Origin of the sequence: Thioclava sp. F34-6 (assembly GCF_002213235.1) — a bacterium.
Classification (GTDB): domain Bacteria; phylum Pseudomonadota; class Alphaproteobacteria; order Rhodobacterales; family Rhodobacteraceae; genus Thioclava; species Thioclava nitratireducens.
The window spans coordinates 364098-384179 of record NZ_NBOA01000005.1 but is presented as its reverse complement, the minus strand read 5'-3'; the positions used below and the strand labels follow the sequence as shown (position 1 = coordinate 384179).

The window sequence follows — 20082 nt, the reverse complement described above, 5'->3', positions numbered from 1 at the left end:
CAATCAGGAGATCGACCATGAGCGTTCCGACCCTTACCCTCAACGACGGCATCAAGATCCCGCAACTTGGCCTCGGCGTCTGGAAGATGGAGGATGCCGAGACACCGCGCATCATCCGTAATGCGCTGGATGCGGGCTATCGCCACATCGACACCGCCGCGGCCTATGGCAACGAGGCGGGCGTGGGCCGTGGTGTCGCGGACAGCGACGTCGCACGAGAAGACATCTTCGTGACCTCAAAGCTCTGGAATGACCGGCAGGGTTATGACGAAACCAAGCGCGCCTTCGACGAGACGTTGGACAAGCTGGGTTTCGACTATCTCGATCTCTACCTGATCCACTGGCCGATGCCCGCCAAGGACAAATATGTCGAGACGTGGCGGGCCATGATCGAGTTGCGCGACGCCGGCCGCATCCGCGCGATCGGCGTGTCGAACTTCTTGCCCGACCATCTCGAGCGGCTGATCGAGGAGACCGGCGAGGCACCCGCGATCAACCAGATCGAGCTGCATCCACGCTTCCAGCAGGCCGACCAGCGCGCGGCGCATGAAAAGCTCGGCATTACCACCGAATGCTGGTCGCCGCTGGGTCAGGGCGAGGCGCTCGCGAACCCGATCCTCACCGAGATCGCCGCCCGCCACGGCGTCTCCGCCGCACAAGTCACCTTGCGTTGGCAGATCCAGTTGGGCCTCGTGACGATCCCCAAATCCGCCAATCACGAGCGGATGCGCGAGAATATCGACGTGTTCGATTTCGAGCTGAGCGAGCGTGAGATGGCGCAGATCAAGCAGATCGACACTGCTGCGGGCCGGATCGGGCCGAACCCGGCGACGGCGGATTTCTGAGGGTGACTTAAATGTCACCCTTGCGCTGACCGCGCCGCTCGCGACGGGCCACGAGAGTTGATCTTCACACGGCACTCACGGTTTAGTGAGTTTGTTTTGTGGAGGAAATCTAAATGCGTAAAGCTTTATTGTTGCTGCCATTTCTTGCTGGATGCGTGCCTGCGACGCCGATCGTGAGCGACTACAACGGGGATAGCGTCACCATCCAGACATCAATGCTTGCCGATCAGGCTGAAGTGAAGGTGAACGCCCAGGCCGAGGCGGACCGTATCTGTGCCAAGAAAGGCAAGAGAGCAGAATACGCCTCGTCGCGCCAAGTCGCGGAATACACCAACGCGCACCTGTTTCTCTGTCTCTGAGGCGGCACGACACGAGGGGAGGCATTACGCCTCCCCTCAATGCCCCCCCACACCCTTGCGGATACGCCGGATCATCAGCCAGACCGCGAGGATCACGATCGGCGTCAGCCCTGCCATCATGATCTCTTTCGTCAGTCCGATCTTCTTCGAGAGCGGATAAGCCAGGTAGCCCGCGACCGAGATCGCGTAGTAGCTGATCGCGACCACCGACAGCCCTTCGACCGTGTGCTGCAGGCGCAGCTGCAGGTCCGAGCGGCGATCCATGCTTTCCAGCACTTTCTGGTTCTGCGCCGAGCGCTCCACATCGACCCGCGTGCGCAGCAACTCGCCCGCCCGCGCCGCCCGCGTCACCATCTGCTGCAGCCGCGTCTCCGCCGATTTCACCGTGCGCACCGCCGGGTCGTAGCGCCGGGCGATGAACTCGCTGAGTTTCTGGCGCCCCTCGAAGCGGCTTTCGCGCAAGGACTCCACCCGCTCTCGGACGATCGCCTCATAGGCCCCGGTCGCCGAGAACCGGAAGGAATGCGCGACCGCGAGGCTCTCCAACTCGGCCGAGATTTCCAGCAGGTCGTGCAGCGTTTCTTCTGCGGAGTGCGCGTCGTCGCCCATCCCGTCCACGATCTCGGTCAGCCTCGGGTCGAGCGCATTGAGCCGCTGCGACAGGTCGCGCGCCCGCGCCAATCCGAGCATCGACATCGCCCGGTAGGTCTCCAGCTCGCAGAGCCGTTGCACCGTGCGCCCGATCCGTCCCGGCCCGGTCCCGGGCCGCGCGAAGATAGCGAAGCGCATCTGCCCGTTCGGATCGATCCGGAAATCGCCCGCGACCACCGCAGCCCCGTCGAGCACCCAGGTGCAGACGAGGCTCTCGGTGACGAACCATTGCTCCAGAAGCGGCGCGATGTCGTCGGGGTTCTCGGGCAGCTCCTCGATGCGGATCTGCACCGCGGCGATCCGCCCGCCGGGGCCCGCATCGATCCAGCTATCGGGGTAGATTTCGGTCTCCGCCGGGTCGAAGGCGCGCGACGACACGCCTTTGCCGAAAGCGAGATAAGTGGTGAATTCGGTATGGCTCTCCCACTTCACCTCGTGCCGCCCGATCTTGCCGGCGTAATGGGTGATCCCCGCCTGAGGCTGCGCCGCGCCGTTGCGCGTCAGAAGATCGACGAGGTGGTCGTGATCCTTGCTGCGGTCGCGATTGGCGGCGTCGCGCGGCTCCTTGAAGGCGACATAGACCGCGTGGCCCGGGACGCCGAGCTTCGGGTACGGTCGGGCGTGCAATTCGTTCACAAGCGCATAGCGCTGCGGATGGTCGGGCAGATGGGGTTTGGGATCGGCGGTCATCTCATAGGTCTCGCTCACGCGGGTGTGACCTTCTAGCTGCGGCGAAATTTCCCGCCGATCAAGCGTTTGACGGCATGCATCGGAATACCGGGTAAATCTGCCACAGCGCCACGCGAGCCACGAGGGGGAGGGGGCGCTGCCCCCTCTTGGCTGCGCCATTCACCCCCGGGATATTTCCGCCAAGAGGAAGGGCGCGTGGGATTGAACTTCGCCTTGGTCCAAATATCCCGGGGGAGCGCGTCAGCGCGGGGGGCGGAGCCCCCATCGCCGCGATTGCAAGGCGCGCGCGGGCAGGCTAAACGAGCGCGCATGATGAACCGTCCCGCGCTCCCGCCCGAAATCGCCCGTCGCCGCACCTTCGCGATCATCTCGCACCCGGATGCGGGCAAGACCACCTTGACCGAGAAGTTCCTGCTTTTCGGCGGCGCCATCCAGATGGCGGGGCAGGTGCGTGCCAAGGGCGAGGCGCGGCGGACTCGCTCGGACTTCATGAAGCTCGAACAGGATCGCGGGATTTCGGTCTCGGCCTCTGCCATGTCCTTCGAGTATCGCGAGTTCCGCTACAACCTCGTCGACACGCCCGGCCACTCGGATTTCTCGGAAGATACTTACCGAACGCTGACGGCGGTGGATGCGGCGATCATGGTGATCGACGGCGCGAAGGGCGTGGAGAGCCAGACACGCAAGCTCTTCGAGGTCTGCCGCCTGCGCGATCTGCCGATCCTGACCTTCTGTAACAAGATGGACCGCGAGAGCCGCGACACGTTCGAGATCATCGACGAGATTCAGGAAAATCTCGCGATCGACGTGGCCCCGGCTTCTTGGCCGATCGGGATGGGCCGCGATTTCCTCGGTTGCTACGACATGCTGCACGACCGGCTGGAACTGATGGATCGCGCCGACCGCAACAAGGTGGCCGAGTCGATCAAGATCAGTGGTTTGGATGATCCCAAGCTGGCCGAACATGTTCCGGCCGATCTGCTCGAGAAACTGAAGGAAGAGGTCGAGATGGCGCGCGAACTGTTGCCCACCTTCGACCGCCAGAGTTTCCTCGAAGGTCACCTGACACCGATCTGGTTCGGCTCTGCGATCAACAGCTTCGGCGTGAAGGAGTTGATGGACGGGATCGGGGAATTCGGACCCGAGCCGGAGGTCTTCAAATCCGCCGAGCGTGACGTGGCGCCCGAGGAGAAGAAGGTCGCGGGTTTCGTCTTCAAGGTGCAGGCGAACATGGACCCCAAGCACCGCGACCGCGTGGCCTTCGTGCGCCTCGTCTCGGGGCATTTCACCCGCGGGCAGAAGCTGCTGCATGTGCGCTCGAAGAAACAGATGGCGGTGTCGAACCCGGTTCTGTTCCTCGCAGCCGACCGCGAGCTGGCGGAAGAGGCCTGGGGCGGCGATATCATCGGTATTCCGAACCACGGGCAATTGCGCATCGGCGACGCGCTGACCGAGGGCGAGGCGCTTCGCTTCACCGGCATCCCGAGCTTCGCGCCGGAACTGCTGCAATCCGTGCGTGCGACCGACCCGATGAAGGGCAAGCACCTCGAGAAGGCGTTGATGCAATTCGCCGAAGAGGGCGCGGCCAAGGTGTTCAAGCCCGCGATCGGCTCGGGCTTCATCGTGGGCGTCGTCGGCGCGCTGCAATTCGACGTGCTGGCGAGCCGGATCGAGTTGGAATACGGCATCCCCGTGCGCTTCGAGGCCTCGCAGTTCACCTCCGCCCGCTGGGTGTTGGGCGACAAGGCGGCGGTCGAGAAGCTGGTCAACGCCAACAAGCAGCACATCTCCTATGATCATGACGGCGACGTGGTGTTCCTCACGCGCCTGCAATGGGACATCGACCGGGTCGAGCGCGACTACGAGGGCGTGACGCTCTCGGCGACCAAGGAAATGATGCAATGACAACCCCACTGCCCCCCGAACTCGTCTCGATCCTGTGCAACGAAGCGAGTGCCCCGGAAGACGTGCGCACGGTCGAGGCGCTGGTCGATCTGTGGCTGGCCGACAATGCCGAGGAGCCCGAGGGCGAGGACTTCCCTTGGTCGGTGCTGTGTGTCTTCGAGCTGCGCGAATATCCCGAGGTGCTCTGGACCTTCATCCGCAAGGCGCTGACCGGGGCGACGACGATCTGGCAGGTGGTGATGCTCGCCGCCGGGCCGCTGGAAGATCTGGTCGCGGAGCATGGCGACGAGTTCATCGACCGGATCGAGCGCGAGGCGCGCCATTCCGCGCGGTTCCGCTTTGCGCTGACGGGCGTCTGGCCGCAGCAGGGAGAGGGCAATACCGCGCTCTGGTCGCGTATCGAGAAGGCACGCGCCCCGGCGATGGATACCGGGCTCGACATGGGTGGACCGCTACCGCCGAAATGAGCGCAGGCGCATCGCGCATCAGGTAACGAAAATCACATCTTTGCGCCTGGGCTGTGCATCTGTGCGCGCCAAACCTACCTCTGAACAAGGAGGAGATCATGGCGCATGTCTCTCGTCTGCCCGGCAAGGCAATCGCGCGGTTTTTGCAAAAGCAGACCCGCTTCTACCAGCCTTTCGGGGTCATCCCGACCCCTGCCTTGCGCGCGACGCTTCGGCCGGGCGATGTGCTGTTGGTGGAGGGCGACCGGCGGATTTCGGCGGCGATCAAGTATCTTACCCATTCCACTTGGTCCCATGCAGCCTTCTATTCCGGCGGCCCGCCCGGGGGCGAGCTGATCGAGGCGGACCTGGAGGAAGGCGTCAGGATCACCGGGCTTTCGGCCTATGCGCATCTCAACACACGCATCTGTCGGCCCGTCGGGCTTGGCCACGATCAGCTTGAGGTCGTGATTAACTGCATGCAAGGCGCGGTCGGGCGGCAGTATGACCTGAGAAACGTGGTCGATCTCGCGCGGTACCTGCTGCCGCGCCCGCCCGTGCCGCATCGGTTTCGGCGGCGGATGCTGGCGCTCGGATCGGGCGACCCGACGCGGGCGATCTGTTCGACCGTGATCGCCGAGGCGTTTCACGCGGTCCACTACCCGATCCTGCCGGATGTCGTGATGGGCAGCGCCGACAGCCAGGGGGAAATTCTGCATATCCGGCACTCGTCGCTGTTCACGCCGCGCGATTTCGATCTCTCGCCCTATTTCGCCGTGATCAAGCCGACGCTAGAAGGCGGGTTCGATTTTCGCCAATTGCCACTGGAGGAGTGACGCCGGAGGAAGGGCGCCTCCGGCGGGGATATTTATATCAAGAGGAAGCGAGAATGCGCGTTTCAGATAAGGCGCATCGCCTGCGTCGTTACATCGCGAAGGAGACGCCGCAGCCGCAGGAGCTCGACGCGTTCGGGTTCTCGATCACGAAACGCGCGCCGATCAGTTCTTCGGTGAAGTCGATCGTGGCGTTCTCGAGGAAGGGCAGAGAAACCGGGTCAATCAGCACCTTCTGGCCCGCGCCTTCGAGCACGATGTCGTCGCCCGCAGGCGCCTCTTCGAGCTTGATATCATACTGGAAACCAGAACAGCCGCCGCCCTCGACGGCCACGCGCAGCGCCTGTGGCGCCTCGCGACCTTCATTGATTTCCGCCAGTCGCGCAAAGGCGCGTTCGGTCACTTTCGGAGGGAGTTGCATCGGATTGGCCTTCCTGACCCCTCGGGGCCTGTATTTCCGTCACATCCGAGATATAGGAGGGCCGAAGCGTGCCGACAAGACGAGGTTTTACCAGTGCTCAAGCCCTATGCCTGCCAGCCCGGCGAGAGCCGCGGGCGGCTTCACCCCGAAAGCATGTCCACTTTCCGCTCGCCGTTCCAGCGCGATCGGGACCGGATCATCCATTCTTCGGCCTTCCGACGGCTCAAGCACAAGACGCAGGTTTTCGTCGAACATGAGGGCGATTACTACCGCACGCGCCTGACCCACACCATCGAGGTGGCGCAGGTCGCGCGCACGATTGCAGGGACATTGGGGCTGAACACCGATCTGGCCGAGGCGGTGGCTCTGGCCCATGATCTGGGCCATCCGCCCTTCGGGCATACCGGCGAAGACGCGCTGGCCGAACTGATGAAGCCCTATGGGGGCTTCGATCACAATGCGCAGGCGCTCCGGATCGTGACCAAGCTGGAGAAGCATTACGCGGGCTTCGATGGGCTGAACCTGACATGGGAGACGCTGGAAGGCATCGCCAAGCACAACGGGCCCGCGATTTCCGACAAGGGCGGTTCGCACAGCTTCCCGAGCCGCGAGGAACTGCCCTATGCGCTGGCCGAGGTCGATGCGGCCTGGGACCTGGAGCTGGAGACCAACGCCAGCGCCGAGGCGCAGGTGGCGGCCGTGGCCGATGACGTGGCTTATAATCACCACGATCTGCACGACGGGCTGCGCGCGGGGCTCTTCGACGAGGATGATCTGTGCGAATTGCCGGTGATCGGGGCCTGTTTCGCCGAGGTCGACAAACTGCATCCCGGTCTCGACCGCACGCGGCGCCAGCACGAGGCGCTGCGCCGGGTCTTCGGCGTGATGGTGGAGGACGTGATCGCGGTGGCCGAGAACCGGTTGACCTCGCTCGGGCCGCAATCGGTCGATGATATCCGGCAGATGGACGGGCCGATCATCCGCTTCTCGAAGCCGCTCTATCAAAGCCTCAAGGTACTCAAGCAGTTCCTGTTCGAGCGCATGTATCGCGCGCCCTCCGTCGTGGTGGAGCGCAAGCGCGTGACCGAGATGATCAACGCGCTCTTCCCGCTGTTCATGGAACGCCCGGAGCTTTTGCCCGAGGAATGGCAGGAAGAAGTCTCGCGGGCCCGTATCCTCGGCGGCGACTGCACGCGGCCGGAATCGAAGCAGGCTCTCGCGCGGGTCGTGCTCGATTACGTGGCGGGTATGACGGATCGTTTCGCCATCCAGGAATATGATAGGCTGGTCGGGCGCGGGCGCTGAGGCGGAACCACTGGCCCTCCGTCTCGTTGTGCTCGCGAATGCAACGCATAGGAGGGATTCATGATCCGCAAGCACGCATCGGCCCATTGGGAAGGCACCATCAAGGGCGGCAAAGGCACGATTTCGACCGAGAGTGGCGCGCTGAAGGCGCAGCCCTACGGCTTCAATACCCGGTTCGAGGGTGAGCCCGGATCGAACCCGGAAGAGCTGATCGGCGCGGCTCATGCGTCCTGTTTCTCGATGGCGCTGTCGCTTCAGCTTGAAGAGGCGGGCGTCTCGGACGTGGTGATCGACACCAAGGCGGAAATCTCGCTCGACAAGGAAGGCGACGGTTTCGCGGTTAAGAAATCCGCGCTGACCTCGACCGTGAAGGGAACCGGCGACGAGGAGGCGATCCGCAAGGCCGCCGAGGGCGCGAAAGAAGGCTGCCCGATCTCGAAGCTGTTGAATTGCGAGATCACGCTCGACCTGACGATCAACTGATCCGGTCCTGAGCGACCAAAGCAAAAGGGCGCCCGGTGAGGCGCCCTTTTTCATGGTTCTTCGGACGTGCTCAGCGCTTGAAGAGGTGCTTCTGCGCGTCACGGCTCGAATTGTCGTTGCGCTTTTCGGCGGCCAGAGCGCGGCCCGCCTTGACGGCGGGGCGCTCGCCTAACTCATCGAGCCAGCGCTTGAGGTTCGGCTTGTCGTCTAGCGTCTGCTCCTGCCCTTCGCAGAGCGAGGCCCAACCCCAGGACGCCATATCCGCGATCGAGTAGAAATCGCCCGCGAGGTAGCGGTTCTCCGCCAGACGACGATCCATCACGCCATAGAGCCGTCCCGTCTCGGCGCGGTAACGGTCCTTGGCATAGGGTAGGTCCTGCGAGGGTTCGAGCTTGGGTGCATATTTCAGGAAGTGGTGCGCCTGACCGGCCATCGGGCCCAGCCCGCCGACCTGCCAAAACAGCCATTCGTCGACCGCGATCCGGTCGCGCTCGGTCTCGCCATAGAATTGGCCGGTCTTGCGGGCGAGATATTGCAGGATCGCGCCGCTCTCGAAGATCGAGACGGGTTCGCCATCCGGGCCGTCGCGGTCGATGATCGCGGGCATCCGGTTGTTGGGCGAGATCTTCAGGAACTCTGGCTGGAATTGCTCCCCCTTGCCGATATCGACCAAGTGGGTCTCGTAGGGCAGGCCCATCTCTTCGAGGGCGATGGAAATCTTCCAGCCGTTCGGCGTGGGCCAAAAATAGAGGTCGATCATGGGGTCTCCGTCGGGTTAGGCGGCAGGGTCCGCTCTACTTTGCCGTGCGCTGGAACGAGGGCAATGCGAAACCCGATGTGCGCGGGCGCGCAAACAGCCGCGACCAGCGGGGATCTTGCGCCTTGGGCAGCGCTTCGGCGAGGAACGGAAGCGGCAGCCGGTCGGGCTGACGCAGCACTTGACGGTAAAGGTCGAACAGCCCCTCGCGCATGTAGCAGGCGAAATGGCAGACGCGTTTTTCGGGCGGGGCGACGGGATAGCCCAGATCGTCGAGCACCTCGATCACCTCGGGCGCGTCGATCTGCAGATCGAGCCAGTTGCGCATGGGCTGCGACAGGCCATTTCCCAAAGACCGCTCGCGCCCGCAGGCTACACCCCACTCGAAGAGGAAGTCGAAAAGGTCGTTGTCGCGGCTCGTGACGTTGAGCACTTCGCAGGTCCGGCCCGCAGGGCTCGCCATCGCTTCCTCGGCGCGAATTTGAAATTCGGCGGCGGCCAGCAGAACCATCCGAGCTACTTGCCCGGCATGGGCGTGGCGGAGCGCCCGCAGGGCGACCCGCGCGCCCATCGAATGGCCGATGATCCCCACGGGACGCCCGGTCGCGGCATTCAGTGCGCCGATCAGGCGGGCAAGGCGCTGGGCGGCGATCTCGGCCATGTCGTAAATCCGGGTCAACCGTCCCGTCGATTGCCAACTGAACGCGATGCCGAGGCCCTCGCCGGGATTGGTCCCGTCGAAGCCAAGCGCACGCGGCCAGCTGATCGCGGTATGCAGATTGAAGGTCGGCTCCATCGCGAAGATGTGCTCGTAGGGATCGCGGCCCTCGACCCCTGCCGCGTAGCCGTAGCCGTGGATCATCACCACGATCGGGGCGCCCTCCGGCAGGGCGCGCGCCTGAGCGAGGACATCGGCGGGCAGCTCGGAGCTGGCATGGACCTTGAGAAGCGGCATTGGGGCCTCGGGGGAGGGGCGCAGGCGCGGGTTGATGTTTTAAATCGAACGCGGTTTTTCGCCCGAAAGTTCCCTTGCCTTCGCGTGAGCGCGCCGAGGCGGGGCATGGAACGCGACGCGCGCCGGGCCTCCTTTGGTGCGAACGGGACATCGCCGCTATGCGTTGACGCTACGCCCCCTGCGCGGTATCGCAGCCCCAAGTCGCGACAGACCGCCGCAGGAGGCACCGATGACCGAGCGCAAGACCCGCACCAAACTCGTCCATGACGGCATTCGCCGTAGCCAGTATGGCGAGATGGCCGAGGCGATGTTTCTGACGCAGGGCTTTGCCTACCCCTCGGCCGAAGCCGCAGAGGCACGGTTCCTCAACGCCTCCGACGACGAGTTCATCTATGCCCGTTACGGCAACCCCACGACGCGGATGTTCGAGGACCGGATGGCGTCGATCGAAGGCACCGAGGACGCCTTCGCCTGCGCCTCCGGCATGGCTGCGATCAACGGCGCGCTGACCTGCCTCGTGAAGGCGGGCGATCACATCGTGGCCGCGCGCCAGATGTTCGGATCCTGCCTGCATGTGCTGAAAGTGCTGCAGGGCTTCGGCGTGGATGTGACGCTGGTCGACGGGACCGATCTCGACGCCTGGCGCGCCGCGATGCGTCCCGAGACGAAGATCTGTTTCTTCGAGAGCGTCTCGAACCCCGGCCTCGAAGTGATGGATGTCGCCGGTATCGTGAAGATCGCTCATGAGGGCGGCGCGACGGTGGTGGTCGACAATGTCTTCGCCTCGCCGATCTTCTCGCGCGCGGTGGAGCTTGGCGCAGATGTGATCGTTTATTCCGCGACCAAGCATATCGATGGCGGCGGGCGCGTACTTGGCGGGGTCGTGCTGGGGTCGAAAGAGTATATCCGTGGCCCGCTGGAAACTTACGTCAAACACACCGGCGGCGCCATGAGCCCGTTCCACGCATGGGTTCTGCTGAGCGGGTTGCAGACGCTCGATCTGCGGGTGCGCGCGCAGGCCGCGAACGCCGCTGCGGTGGCGAGCGCCGTGGCCGGCCATGAGAAACTCGCCCGCACAGTCTATCCCGGTCTGATGGACCATCCACAACATGCATTGGCGATGGAGCAGATGGGCTCGGGCGGAACCATGCTCGCGCTCGACCTGAAGGGCGGCAAGGAGGCGGCGTTCCGCTTCCTCAACGCGCTGCAGATCGTGTCTATCTCGAACAACCTCGGCGACGCGAAATCCATCGCGACCCATCCGGCGACGACGACCCACAAGAATCTGTCTGAAGAGGAGCGGGCGGCGATCGCGATTACCCCCGGTCTGATCCGCGTTTCGATGGGGATCGAGGACGGGGGTGACCTGATCGCCGATATCAAGGAGGCGCTCGACGCCGCCTGATCGGGGTGAACCGATTTCCGCGAACCGGCGTATTGTCTTGGACATCAGCCCCAAAACCCCCATATCTGGCGGGACCGGGCATACCGGAGGACAGGATATGAACGTGCAAGGCAGGATCGAGACCCCCGACGATAACGACGCCCGCGCCGCGCTCGAGGTGCTGCGCGCATGGGCCGCGAAGGCCGATCCGGTCGAGGTGGCGCAGCTTGACCCGGCCATCGCGCGGCTCCTGCCGGACCGCGAGCTCTCGAACTACCCCGATCTGAGCCGCGAATATGACGAGGCTTTCGAAGCCGACGCGGCTTACAAAGCGACGCTGCCCGACCTGCAGAACGGTCCGTCCTCGCTGATCGTGGGTGCCCATACCCGGATCGAACATGTCGGTATCTCGAACTTTCGGCTGCCGGTGCGGTTTCATACCCGCGACAACGGCGATCTGACGTTGGAGGCGTCGGTCACGGGCACGGTGAGCCTCGAGGCGGAGAAGAAGGGCATCAACATGTCCCGCGTGATGCGCAGCTTCTACGCCCATGCGGAGAAGACCTTCTCCTTCGAAGTGATGGAATCCGCGCTCGACGACTACATGGACGATCTCGAAAGCTTCGACGCGCGCCTGATGATGCGCGTCTCCTTCCCGGTAAAGCGGCCGTCGCTGCGTTCGGGGCTGGAGGGCTGGCAGTATTATGACATCGCGCTGGAGCTGATCGAGACGGCTGGTGTGCGCACCAAGGTAATTCACCTCGATTACGTTTATTCCTCCACGTGCCCGTGCTCGCTGGAGCTGTCAGAGCATGCCCGTGCCAGCCGCGGCCAGCTGGCCACGCCGCATTCGCAGCGCTCTGTCGCGCGGATTTCGGCGGTGGTCGAGCCCGGCAACGTTCTCTGGTTCGAGGACATGATCGATCTCGCCCGTGCCGCTGTGCCGACCGAGACGCAGGTGATGGTCAAGCGTGAGGACGAACAGGCTTTCGCCGAATTGAACGCAGCCAATCCGATCTTCGTCGAGGATGCCGTGCGCGCCTTCGCCGAGCGCCTTCTGGCCGAACCGCGCGTCGGTGACTTCCGCATCGTGGCCAGCCATCAGGAAAGCCTGCACAGCCATGACGCCGTGGCCATGCTGACCGAGGGCGAGACCTTCGCATCGGCCAGCGTCGATCCGAAGCTCTTCGCCACACTGATCCATCAGGGCTGAAGACGGGTAGGGACGCGGCCCCAAGGGGCAGGGCGCATGGCTATTGGCGCTGGGGGCTCTGCCCCCGCCCTTCGGGTTCCCGGTGAATATTTTCGCAAGAGCAAAGCCGGGCGCAGAGGCGCACGTTAGGCGAACAGATGCTGAACATGCCCCTTTCCCTCAGGGGGCCGAACCGCTAGATTGCCTCCCATGAATTGGGCTGATGACGACGATCCGTATGAAGGGGCTGCGAGCCTGTCGCAACGTGCCATGGCGGGCGCCATGCAAGCGCGCGCGGCGCCGTATCTCGATAAACTGAACCCCCAACAGCGGCAGGCCGTCGAGACGCTCGACGGGCCGGTGCTGATGCTGGCAGGCGCGGGCACGGGCAAGACCTCGGCGCTGACCGCACGGATCGCGCATCTGATCCACACCGGCCGGGCACGCCCGAACGAGGTCTTGGCGGTGACCTTCACCAACAAGGCCGCGCGCGAGATGAAAGAGCGTGTGGGGCGCCACCTGGGCGGTGCGATCGAGGGGATGCCGTGGCTCGGCACCTTTCACTCGGTCTGCGTGAAGCTGTTGCGCCGCCATGCCGAGCTGGTGGGGCTCAAGTCGAATTTCACCATTCTTGACACGGACGACCAGATCCGGCTTCTCAAGCAGCTGATCGTCGCCGCGAATATGGACGAGAAACGCTGGCCGGCACGGCAACTGGCGGGGCTGATCGACGGCTGGAAGAACAAGGCGCTGACGCCCGAGAAGGTCTCGGGCCGCGAGACCGCGGCCTTCGACAATCGCGGATCCGAGCTTTACGCCGCCTATCAGGCACGGCTGAAAACGCTCAACGCGGTCGATTTCGGCGATCTGCTGCTGCACATGGTCACGATCTTCCAGACCCAGCCGGACATATTGGCGCAGTATCAACGCTGGTTCCGTTACATCCTCGTCGATGAGTATCAGGACACGAACGTCGCGCAATACCTGTGGCTGCGGCTTCTGGCGCAAGGGCACAAGAACATCTGCTGCGTGGGCGATGACGACCAGTCGATCTATGGCTGGCGCGGCGCCGAGGTCGGCAACATCCTGAAGTTCGAGAAGGATTTCCCGGGCGCGGCGGTGATCCGGCTGGAGCAAAATTACCGCTCGACCGAACATATCCTCTCCGCCGCGTCCGGGCTGATCACGGCCAATGAGGGCCGTCTGGGCAAGGAGCTCTGGACCGAAGCCGAGGGCGGCGAAAAGGTGCGCCTGATCGGCCATTGGGACGGCGAGGAAGAGGCGCGCTGGATCGGCGAGGAGGTCGAGGCGATTCAGCGCGGCACCCGTGGCAATCCGCCGATCAGTCTGAATTCGCAGGCGATTCTCGTGCGCGCCTCGCATCAGATGCGGGCCTTCGAGGACCGCTTCCTGACCATTGGTTTGCCCTATCGCGTCATCGGCGGCCCGCGCTTCTACGAGCGGCTCGAAATTCGCGACGCGATGGCCTATTTCCGCCTCGTGACCTCGCCCGATGATGATCTGGCTTTCGAGCGGATCATCAACACGCCCAAGCGCGGCCTTGGCGACAAGGCGCAGCAGCGCATTCAGGTGGCTGCGCGCGAGAACGGACTGAGCCTGCTGGACGGCGCGCGGATGCTGGTGGCCGAGGGTGCGCTTTCGGGCAAGGCGGCCGGGCAGCTGCGGCTCTTCGTCGAGAATGTCGCGCGCTGGCACGAGGAGGTCGTGCAGGCCTCGCCTGCGACCGCCGTGACACGGGCCGAGGATGACGAGCTGCTGATCGAGCCCGCCGAGGATGGTGTGGCGCCCGCAAATGACCTCAGCCATGTGCGTCTGGCCGAACGGATCCTCGAGGAATCCGGCTATGTCGAGATGTGGCAGAACGACAAGACGCCGGAAGCACCGGGGCGGCTCGAGAACCTCAAGGAACTCGTCAAGGCGTTGGAGCAGTTCGACAATCTGCAGGGCTTCCTCGAACACGTCGCGCTGATCATGGACAATGACAAGGCCGAGACCGAGGAGAAAGTCTCGATCATGACACTGCATGCGGCCAAAGGTCTGGAATTCCCCGTGGTCTTTCTGCCGGGCTGGGAAGACGGACTCTTCCCCTCGCAGCGCTCGATGGACGAGAGCGGGTTGAAGGGCCTCGAGGAAGAGCGCCGTCTGGCCTATGTCGGCATCACCCGCGCCGAGGAGCTGTGCACGATTTCCTTCGCTGGAAACCGGCGGGTCTACGGCCAATGGCAAAGCCAGATGCCCTCGCGCTTCATCGACGAACTGCCGCCCGCCCATATCGACGTGCTGACCCCTCCGGGTCTCTATGGCGGCGGCATGAACGGGGGCGGCTTTGGTGGCTCCAGCGCGATGGAAGACCGCGTCTCGCGCGCCGATGTCTACAACTCGCCCGGCTGGCGGCGGCTGCAAAATGCGCAATCGCGCGGGGTCAGCCAGCCGCGCGAGGCCCGCCACATGGTGATCGACGCCAAGGGCGAGAGCGATTACGAGATCGGCGACCGGGTCTTCCACAAGAAATTCGGCTATGGCGAGGTAATGGGCTCGGAAGGCGACAAGCTCGTCGTCGAATTCGACAAGGCGGGCGAGAAACGTCTGCTGTCGAGCTTTGTCGTGCCCGCCGCAGATGCCGACGACGTGCCGTTTTAACCCCTCGCCGTGGCGCAAATATCCCCGGCGAACGCCCGAAGCGCAAGCGGAGGGCAGAGAAGAGCGGGGGGCAGCGCCCCCTCGCTCCGTCTGGTTTAGCTCACCAGCCCCGGCACAGGCAGCCCGGCCGATTGCCAGAGCAGCACGAAGTTCAGCCCCAGCACCATGAGCGCACCCAGCACGGCGAGCCAGAGAAGCGGCCCGCGCAGGGCGAACTTGCCCATGAGGTCGCTCCGCCGCGCGAAGATCAGGAGTGCCACCATGGGTACGGGCAGGGCGATCGACAGGACGACCTGGCTCATCACCAGCGCATCGGTCGTGTTCACCCCGAGCCATACTACGACGAAGGCAGGCGCCATCGTGATGACCCGGCGCAGCCAGACCGGGATGCGCCGGCGGATGAAGCCCTGCATGATCATCTGCCCCGCCATCGTACCGACGACCGAAGAGGATACTCCTGAGGCGATCAACGAGGTCAGGAAGGCGGCGGCGGCGAAACCGCCCAAGAGCGGCGTCAGCGTATGATAGGCGCTCTCGATCTCGGCCACTTCGGAATGGCCGCTATGGAAGGCCGAAGCCGCCATGATCACCATCGCCATGTTGACCATCCCCGCAATCGCGAGCGCGATGATCACCTCAAGGTTGGAGAATTTCACTAGCCGTGCCTTCTGCACCGGGTCGGGGGTCAGCGCGCGGTTCTGCGTCAGACCGGAATGCAGGAAGATCGCATGCGGCATAACGGTCGCGCCGATGATGCCCACCGCGATCGTGAGCGCTTTGGCGTCGGGCATCGCGGGGGTGATCAACCCTTGCACGGCCCCGGACCAGTCGACCGGCGCTACGAACATCTCCGCGAGGTAGCACGCCCCGATCAGCGCCACGAGCGCGCCGATCACGATCTCCATCGGGCGGAAGCCGCCACGCTCGAACAGCAAGATCGCATAGGTGACGACGGCGGTGACGCCCATTCCCCAGATCAGCGGCCAGCCGAACAGGAGCGAAAGCCCCAAGGCGCCGCCCAGAAACTCCGCCAGATCGGTGGCCATCGCCGCAATCTCCGAGACGATCCACATCGCGATCGTCACGGGTTTCGAGAAATTCTCGCGCGACAGTTCCGCGAGGTTCTTGCCGGTCACGATGCCGACGCGCGCCGAGATCGCCTGAAACAGCATCGCGATCAGGTTCGCGCCGAGAACGACCCACAAAAGCGCATAGCCGTAGCCCGCGCCCGCTTGGATGTTCGTCGCGTAGTTGCCCGGGTCCATATAGGCGACCGAGGCGATCACCGCCGGCCCGAAGAACAACAGAAACCCGCCGCGCCGGTTGCCCGACAGCACCGCTTCCATGGCCGTGCGGGTGCGGCTGGTCATGTTTTCCTTGCGGATAAGTTCGGTCATGGGGCTCCTCGTGGATACGTCTTCGGCGAAATGTAGCCTTGGCTACAAGATTCGCAAGTGGCTAATTTTCGTTGACAGCTCGACGCGCCTCGCGCGAAGCTTTGCTTGGCATATCGGGCGCGACAGGTTATCCGGTCCGCTCTGGAAATGGCGCCCGACTGGCCCCGACAGGCACTGAGACCGAGACCGTCAAGGCAGGCGAATGACTGACACCGATCCCTCCCAGATCAAGGGGTTCAACCGGGCCCGAGAGCGTGCGGCGCGCGCGCTCCTGGAAGACTATGTCGAGATGATCGCCGATCTGACGGCGGAATTCGGCGAGGCCCGTATCACCGAGATCGCCGCACGACTCGGCGTGGCCCATCCGACCGCGACCAAGGCGGTCGCGCGACTCAAGCGCGAAGGGCTCGCAGTGTCGCGGCCCTATCGCGGGGTGTTCCTGACGGAGACGGGGGAGGCGCTGGCCGCTCAGGTGCGCGAACGCCATCGCACCGTTGTGGCCCTGTTGCGCGCCGTGGGTGTGCCGGAAGAGGTCGCGGAGCTCGATGCCGAAGGGATCGAGCATCATGTCTCGTCCCGTACGCTGGAGGCGTTCGAGGCTTTCCTCGCTTCAAAGGCTGGCAAATAGCGCCGAGAGCCGCTCGGCCTCGCCGACGAGCCCCCAGGGCGGGTTCACGATGAACATGCCAGAGCCGATCATGCCGTGGCCTTCGCGGGCAGGCGGGAAACGTACCTCGTGGCTCAGCGCTTCGGGGAAATCGCGGCGCAGGGTGCGGACCATCGCCTCCTGCGCGCCCGAGGCCAGCATCGGATACCAAAGCGCGATGATGCCGACGTTCCATTTCTTCGCGATATGACCGATAAGCTTCGGCATCGCCGTGTAATCGGCTTTCTCCTCGAAGCTCGGATCGATCAGCATCATCCCGCGGCGCGGGGTGGGGGGCGTCAGCGCCAGCGCCATCTCGCGCCCGTCTGCCTTGTGCAGGACCGCTCCGCTGCGTCGTGTTGCGCTTCGCAGGGCGGAAAACTCCTGCGGGTGCAGTTCACATAGCTGAATCGTGTCCATCGGGCGCAACAGCGCCTCTGCCACCAAAGGCGAGCCCGGATAGGCCTGCGCCCCGTGTTGCGCCCGCACCGCTACCAGCGCGCGCATGTAGGGATGATCGGGGGCGAACCAGCCCAAGCCTTCCACCCGGGCGATCCCGGCGGCGGCCTCGCCCGTCTTCGCCGCTTCCGCCCCGTCAAGCGCGTAAAGCCCGCGCCCGGCATGGGTTTCGAGGTAGCTCAGCGGCTTGTCCTTGCGCGTGAGGTAATCGAGCGCAGACGCAAGCAGCGCATGCTTGTGCACATCGGCCAGATTTCCGGCGTGATAGGCGTGTTGGTAAGACAGCATCGGTTCGGTCTCCTTGGGCCCTTCCTGCCGGTCAGCGCGCGCGAGGGCAATGCTCTTCTTCTCGGGAGACGTATCCCTGGGGGTACGCGAGGAGTGCGGGGCGGAGCCTCTCCGAAGGTTCATCTGGCAGGGGGATAAAAGAAAACGACGGCGCCCAGGGAGGAGGAGGGGCGCCGCCGTCTCTTTTCTGCCGTCAGGTCTCAGGGAGGAGGAGAGAGACCCTTCGGCACTGTCGACACCGCTTCAGGGAGGAGGAGGAAGCGGCGTCACACCCTCGGGTCCAGGGAGGAGGAGAGGACCCTCGGTATCTGGTTGGCGGCACCCTCAGGGAGGAGGAGGAGGGCGCCGCCGAAACGATTGGCCCAGGGAGGAGGAGAGGGCCTTTCGTATCAAATTGGACCTGCCGGTCCGGATATCAAGTGCTGCACTGCAGCATGCGACAGCCTGTCGCATATTTCCGCCGATGATAGGCGGCGACCTCAGGGAGGAGGAGAGAGGTCGCCACCTGCTCGGCGCGGATCCCTCAGGGAGGAGGAGGAGAGATCCGGGCAGCTTTGGTCCGGCATCGCGGCGTCTCGCCGCTTGGGGCCGGTATGTCTTGGTGTGGCGGCGCTCTCAGGGAGGAGGAGAGAGAGCGCCGCCCAAGTTCCGAGCCCCAGGGAGGAGGAGAGGGGCTCAGGAAGAGAATTACTTGCCGTATGCGGCCTCATAGGCCACGCGGGTGATCATCGAGCTGTGCAGCCCGAGGTCGTTCAGTTCGCGGCTGCTGAGCGAGCGCAGCTCGTTGAGCGTCTGGCGATACACCTTGCGGCGGGCCAGGGCTTCGAACAGTTTCGATTTCAGTGCGGCGAAGCCGCTGTCGTTCAGTTGGATGTCTTGTGCGAGTGCCATCGTATCAGCCTCATCTATCTACTTGCGAGGGTCGCTGCTGGTTCCAGCTTGTCGACCCATTTCGTTACTTCGTGTTCCGTCGTCGTTGGAGCAAAGATGGCGCTAATGCTGCGGTTGCACAATGCCGGGAAGCCTCAATGCCGCCATGCAGAAAATGCATGAATGATTCTGACCTATTTTCGGGAGAGTGGCGCAAGATATTTGCGCTCCCCTCGCGCGGCATGGGGGGATTCCTGACCATATGGGCAGTTCTCGACTTGAACTGCGCGGCAAAAACGCCACAGTTCCGGCCAAATCACGAGTATGCGGGCGGATAATGGACCCGGGAATGGAGGAATCTGCATGGCTCTGAGCAAGGAAACGGTTCTTGCGACGTTGCAAACGGTGGAAGTGCCGGGCGGCGGGACCGCTGTCAGCCGCGATCTCGTGCGCGCGCTCGCGGTGCAAGACGGCGTGGTGCGCTTCGTGCTCGAAGGCGCGCCGCACCCCGAACTGGAGGCGATGCGCCCCACGCTGGAAGCGGCGATCAAGGCGCTCCCAGAGGTGACGAGCGTGACAGTCGTCGTGCCTTCGGGCCCTCCGCGCGGCCTCGGCGGCACGGCGCAACAGTCGCAACAGCGTGGCCCCGCGATTGGAGGGCATCCCAAGCCCCAGCAGGGCCCACAAAAGGTGCCGGGTGTGAAGAAGATCATCGCCGTGGGGTCGGGCAAGGGGGGCGTGGGCAAATCTACCGTCGCCTCTAACCTCGCCGTGGCGTTGACGCGCGCGGGCAAGCGGGTTGGGCTGCTGGATGCCGATATCTATGGTCCCTCGCTGCCGCGCATGATGGGGGCCAGCAAGCGGCCGGCCTCGCCGGATGGCCAGACGATCCTGCCGTTGCAGGCGCATGGCGTCACGCTGATGTCGGTCGGCCTCATGCTGAAAGAGAGCGAAGCGGTGATCTGGCGCGGCCCGATGCTGATGGGTGCGATGCAGCAGATGCTCTTCCAGGTGAAATGGGACGAGTACGGCCCGCTCGACGTGCTTTTGATCGATCTGCCGCCGGGGACGGGGGATGTGCAGCTCACGCTGTGTCAGAAAACCGAGCTGGACGGGGCGATCATCGTCTCGACCCCGCAGGACGTGGCACTCCTCGATGCGAAGAAGGCGATCGACATGTTCCAGCGGCTGAAGACGCCGATCCATGGGCTGGTCGAGAATATGTCCTCTTACGTCTGTCCGAATTGTGGCCACGAGGCGCATCTCTTTGGTCATGGCGGCGTCGCAGCGGAGGCGAAATCGCTGGGGTTGCCGTTCCTCGGTGCGCTGCCCGTTGACCTGGACGTGCGGCTCGCGGGTGACGCGGGCACCCCGGTCGCCGCTAGCGAGGGGCCGGCAGCCGAAGGCTACGCCACTCTTGCGCGTGGGCTGATCGACCGCGATCTGATCTGATCTGGCGGCGAAGGTTGCTCTGGGAAAGGCGTCCTCAACGGACGCCTTTTTCATGTTCGCGGGAAGGTCATGGGAAATCATGG

The 20082-nt window shown here is 64.2% G+C and carries 19 protein-coding genes; 12 read left to right on the top strand and 7 right to left on the bottom strand.

The window, feature by feature from the left end; all coding sequences use genetic code 11:
* Positions 1-17: 17 nt before the first annotated feature.
* Entirely contained in the window at positions 18-845 is an 828-nt protein-coding gene (locus B6V72_RS13045) for an aldo/keto reductase (protein ID WP_088725118.1), read from the top strand.
* 113 nt (positions 846-958) lie between these two features.
* Positions 959-1204 carry a hypothetical protein gene (locus tag B6V72_RS13040; RefSeq protein WP_075774412.1) on the top strand — a complete coding sequence of 82 codons (246 nt, stop codon included), beginning with the start codon at positions 959-961 and terminating at the stop codon, positions 1202-1204.
* Between the two features lie 36 nt (positions 1205-1240).
* Here B6V72_RS13040 and B6V72_RS13035 read toward each other — a convergent pair whose 3' ends face one another.
* Positions 1241-2545 (bottom strand): DUF3422 domain-containing protein, encoded by a 1305-nt coding sequence (locus B6V72_RS13035; RefSeq protein WP_088719392.1) that lies wholly within the window; start codon positions 2543-2545, stop codon positions 1241-1243.
* 309 nt (positions 2546-2854) lie between these two features.
* Between B6V72_RS13035 and B6V72_RS13030 the strand changes: the two genes are divergently transcribed.
* The 3 genes from B6V72_RS13030 to B6V72_RS13020 all read left to right on the top strand — a co-directional run bounded on the left by B6V72_RS13030 (position 2855) and on the right by B6V72_RS13020 (position 5732).
* Positions 2855-4450, top strand: a complete 1596-nt coding sequence (locus tag B6V72_RS13030; RefSeq protein ID WP_075774413.1) for a peptide chain release factor 3 — start codon at positions 2855-2857, stop codon at positions 4448-4450.
* The gene (locus B6V72_RS13025) at positions 4447-4917 is read left to right on the top strand and encodes a DUF6869 domain-containing protein (RefSeq protein ID WP_075774414.1); all 471 of its coding nucleotides are present in this window, start codon (positions 4447-4449) and stop codon (positions 4915-4917) included. The genes B6V72_RS13030 and B6V72_RS13025 overlap by 4 nt, the downstream gene beginning before the upstream one ends.
* A 98-nt stretch (positions 4918-5015) precedes the next feature.
* Positions 5016-5732 (top strand): lipo-like protein, encoded by a 717-nt coding sequence (locus B6V72_RS13020; RefSeq protein ID WP_088735756.1) that lies wholly within the window; start codon positions 5016-5018, stop codon positions 5730-5732.
* 88 nt (positions 5733-5820) lie between these two features.
* Here B6V72_RS13020 and B6V72_RS13015 read toward each other — a convergent pair whose 3' ends face one another.
* Positions 5821-6150, bottom strand: a complete 330-nt coding sequence (locus B6V72_RS13015; RefSeq protein ID WP_075774416.1) for an iron-sulfur cluster assembly accessory protein — start codon at positions 6148-6150, stop codon at positions 5821-5823.
* Between the two features lie 93 nt (positions 6151-6243).
* On the opposite strand from B6V72_RS13015, the gene B6V72_RS13010 reads away from it, so the two are divergent.
* Both B6V72_RS13010 and B6V72_RS13005 read left to right on the top strand, forming a co-directional pair.
* Complete coding sequence (locus B6V72_RS13010) at positions 6244-7455, top strand: deoxyguanosinetriphosphate triphosphohydrolase (RefSeq protein WP_075774417.1); 1212 nt, start codon at positions 6244-6246, stop codon at positions 7453-7455.
* Positions 7456-7515: 60 nt separating this feature from the next.
* Positions 7516-7938: an OsmC family protein gene (locus B6V72_RS13005; protein WP_075774418.1), complete on the top strand. Its 423-nt coding sequence runs from the start codon at positions 7516-7518 to the stop codon at positions 7936-7938.
* Between the two features lie 70 nt (positions 7939-8008).
* Here the strand turns inward: B6V72_RS13005 and B6V72_RS13000 are convergent, their stop codons facing one another.
* Positions 8009-8698, bottom strand: a complete 690-nt coding sequence (locus B6V72_RS13000; protein ID WP_088735755.1) for a glutathione S-transferase N-terminal domain-containing protein — start codon at positions 8696-8698, stop codon at positions 8009-8011.
* 34 nt (positions 8699-8732) lie between these two features.
* A complete protein-coding gene (locus B6V72_RS12995; RefSeq protein WP_088735754.1) occupies positions 8733-9650 on the bottom strand; it encodes an alpha/beta fold hydrolase in 918 nt (305 codons plus the stop codon).
* Between the two features lie 229 nt (positions 9651-9879).
* Here B6V72_RS12995 and metZ point away from each other — a divergent pair, with 229 nt between their 5' ends.
* From metZ to B6V72_RS12980, 3 genes are all read left to right on the top strand, one after another.
* Positions 9880-11055: an O-succinylhomoserine sulfhydrylase gene (metZ, locus tag B6V72_RS12990; protein ID WP_088718939.1), complete on the top strand. Its 1176-nt coding sequence runs from the start codon at positions 9880-9882 to the stop codon at positions 11053-11055.
* Positions 11056-11152: 97 nt separating this feature from the next.
* On the top strand, positions 11153-12247 hold the full coding sequence (gene folE2, locus B6V72_RS12985; protein ID WP_088718938.1) for a GTP cyclohydrolase FolE2: 1095 nt from the start codon (positions 11153-11155) through the stop codon (positions 12245-12247).
* A 189-nt stretch (positions 12248-12436) separates the two neighbouring features.
* Positions 12437-14887 (top strand): UvrD-helicase domain-containing protein, encoded by a 2451-nt coding sequence (locus B6V72_RS12980; RefSeq protein WP_088735753.1) that lies wholly within the window; start codon positions 12437-12439, stop codon positions 14885-14887.
* Positions 14888-14982: 95 nt separating this feature from the next.
* Here the strand turns inward: B6V72_RS12980 and B6V72_RS12975 are convergent, their stop codons facing one another.
* Positions 14983-16284: an Nramp family divalent metal transporter gene (locus B6V72_RS12975; RefSeq protein ID WP_075774424.1), complete on the bottom strand. Its 1302-nt coding sequence runs from the start codon at positions 16282-16284 to the stop codon at positions 14983-14985.
* Between the two features lie 202 nt (positions 16285-16486).
* Here B6V72_RS12975 and mntR point away from each other — a divergent pair, with 202 nt between their 5' ends.
* Positions 16487-16912, top strand: coding sequence for a manganese-binding transcriptional regulator MntR (gene mntR / locus B6V72_RS12970; RefSeq protein ID WP_075774425.1), 426 nt, complete (start codon positions 16487-16489; stop codon positions 16910-16912).
* On the opposite strand, the gene rlmJ is transcribed toward mntR, so the two are convergent.
* The gene (rlmJ, locus tag B6V72_RS12965; RefSeq protein WP_088735752.1) at positions 16895-17677 is read right to left on the bottom strand and encodes a 23S rRNA (adenine(2030)-N(6))-methyltransferase RlmJ; all 783 of its coding nucleotides are present in this window, start codon (positions 17675-17677) and stop codon (positions 16895-16897) included. The genes mntR and rlmJ overlap by 18 nt on opposite strands.
* Before the next feature lie 687 nt (positions 17678-18364).
* A complete protein-coding gene (locus tag B6V72_RS12960) occupies positions 18365-18568 on the bottom strand; it encodes a DUF1127 domain-containing protein (RefSeq protein ID WP_088718934.1) in 204 nt (67 codons plus the stop codon).
* A gap of 342 nt (positions 18569-18910) precedes the next feature.
* Between B6V72_RS12960 and B6V72_RS12955 the strand changes: the two genes are divergently transcribed.
* Positions 18911-19999, top strand: a complete 1089-nt coding sequence (locus B6V72_RS12955; RefSeq protein WP_088735751.1) for an Mrp/NBP35 family ATP-binding protein — start codon at positions 18911-18913, stop codon at positions 19997-19999.
* Positions 20000-20082 lie beyond the last annotated feature (83 nt).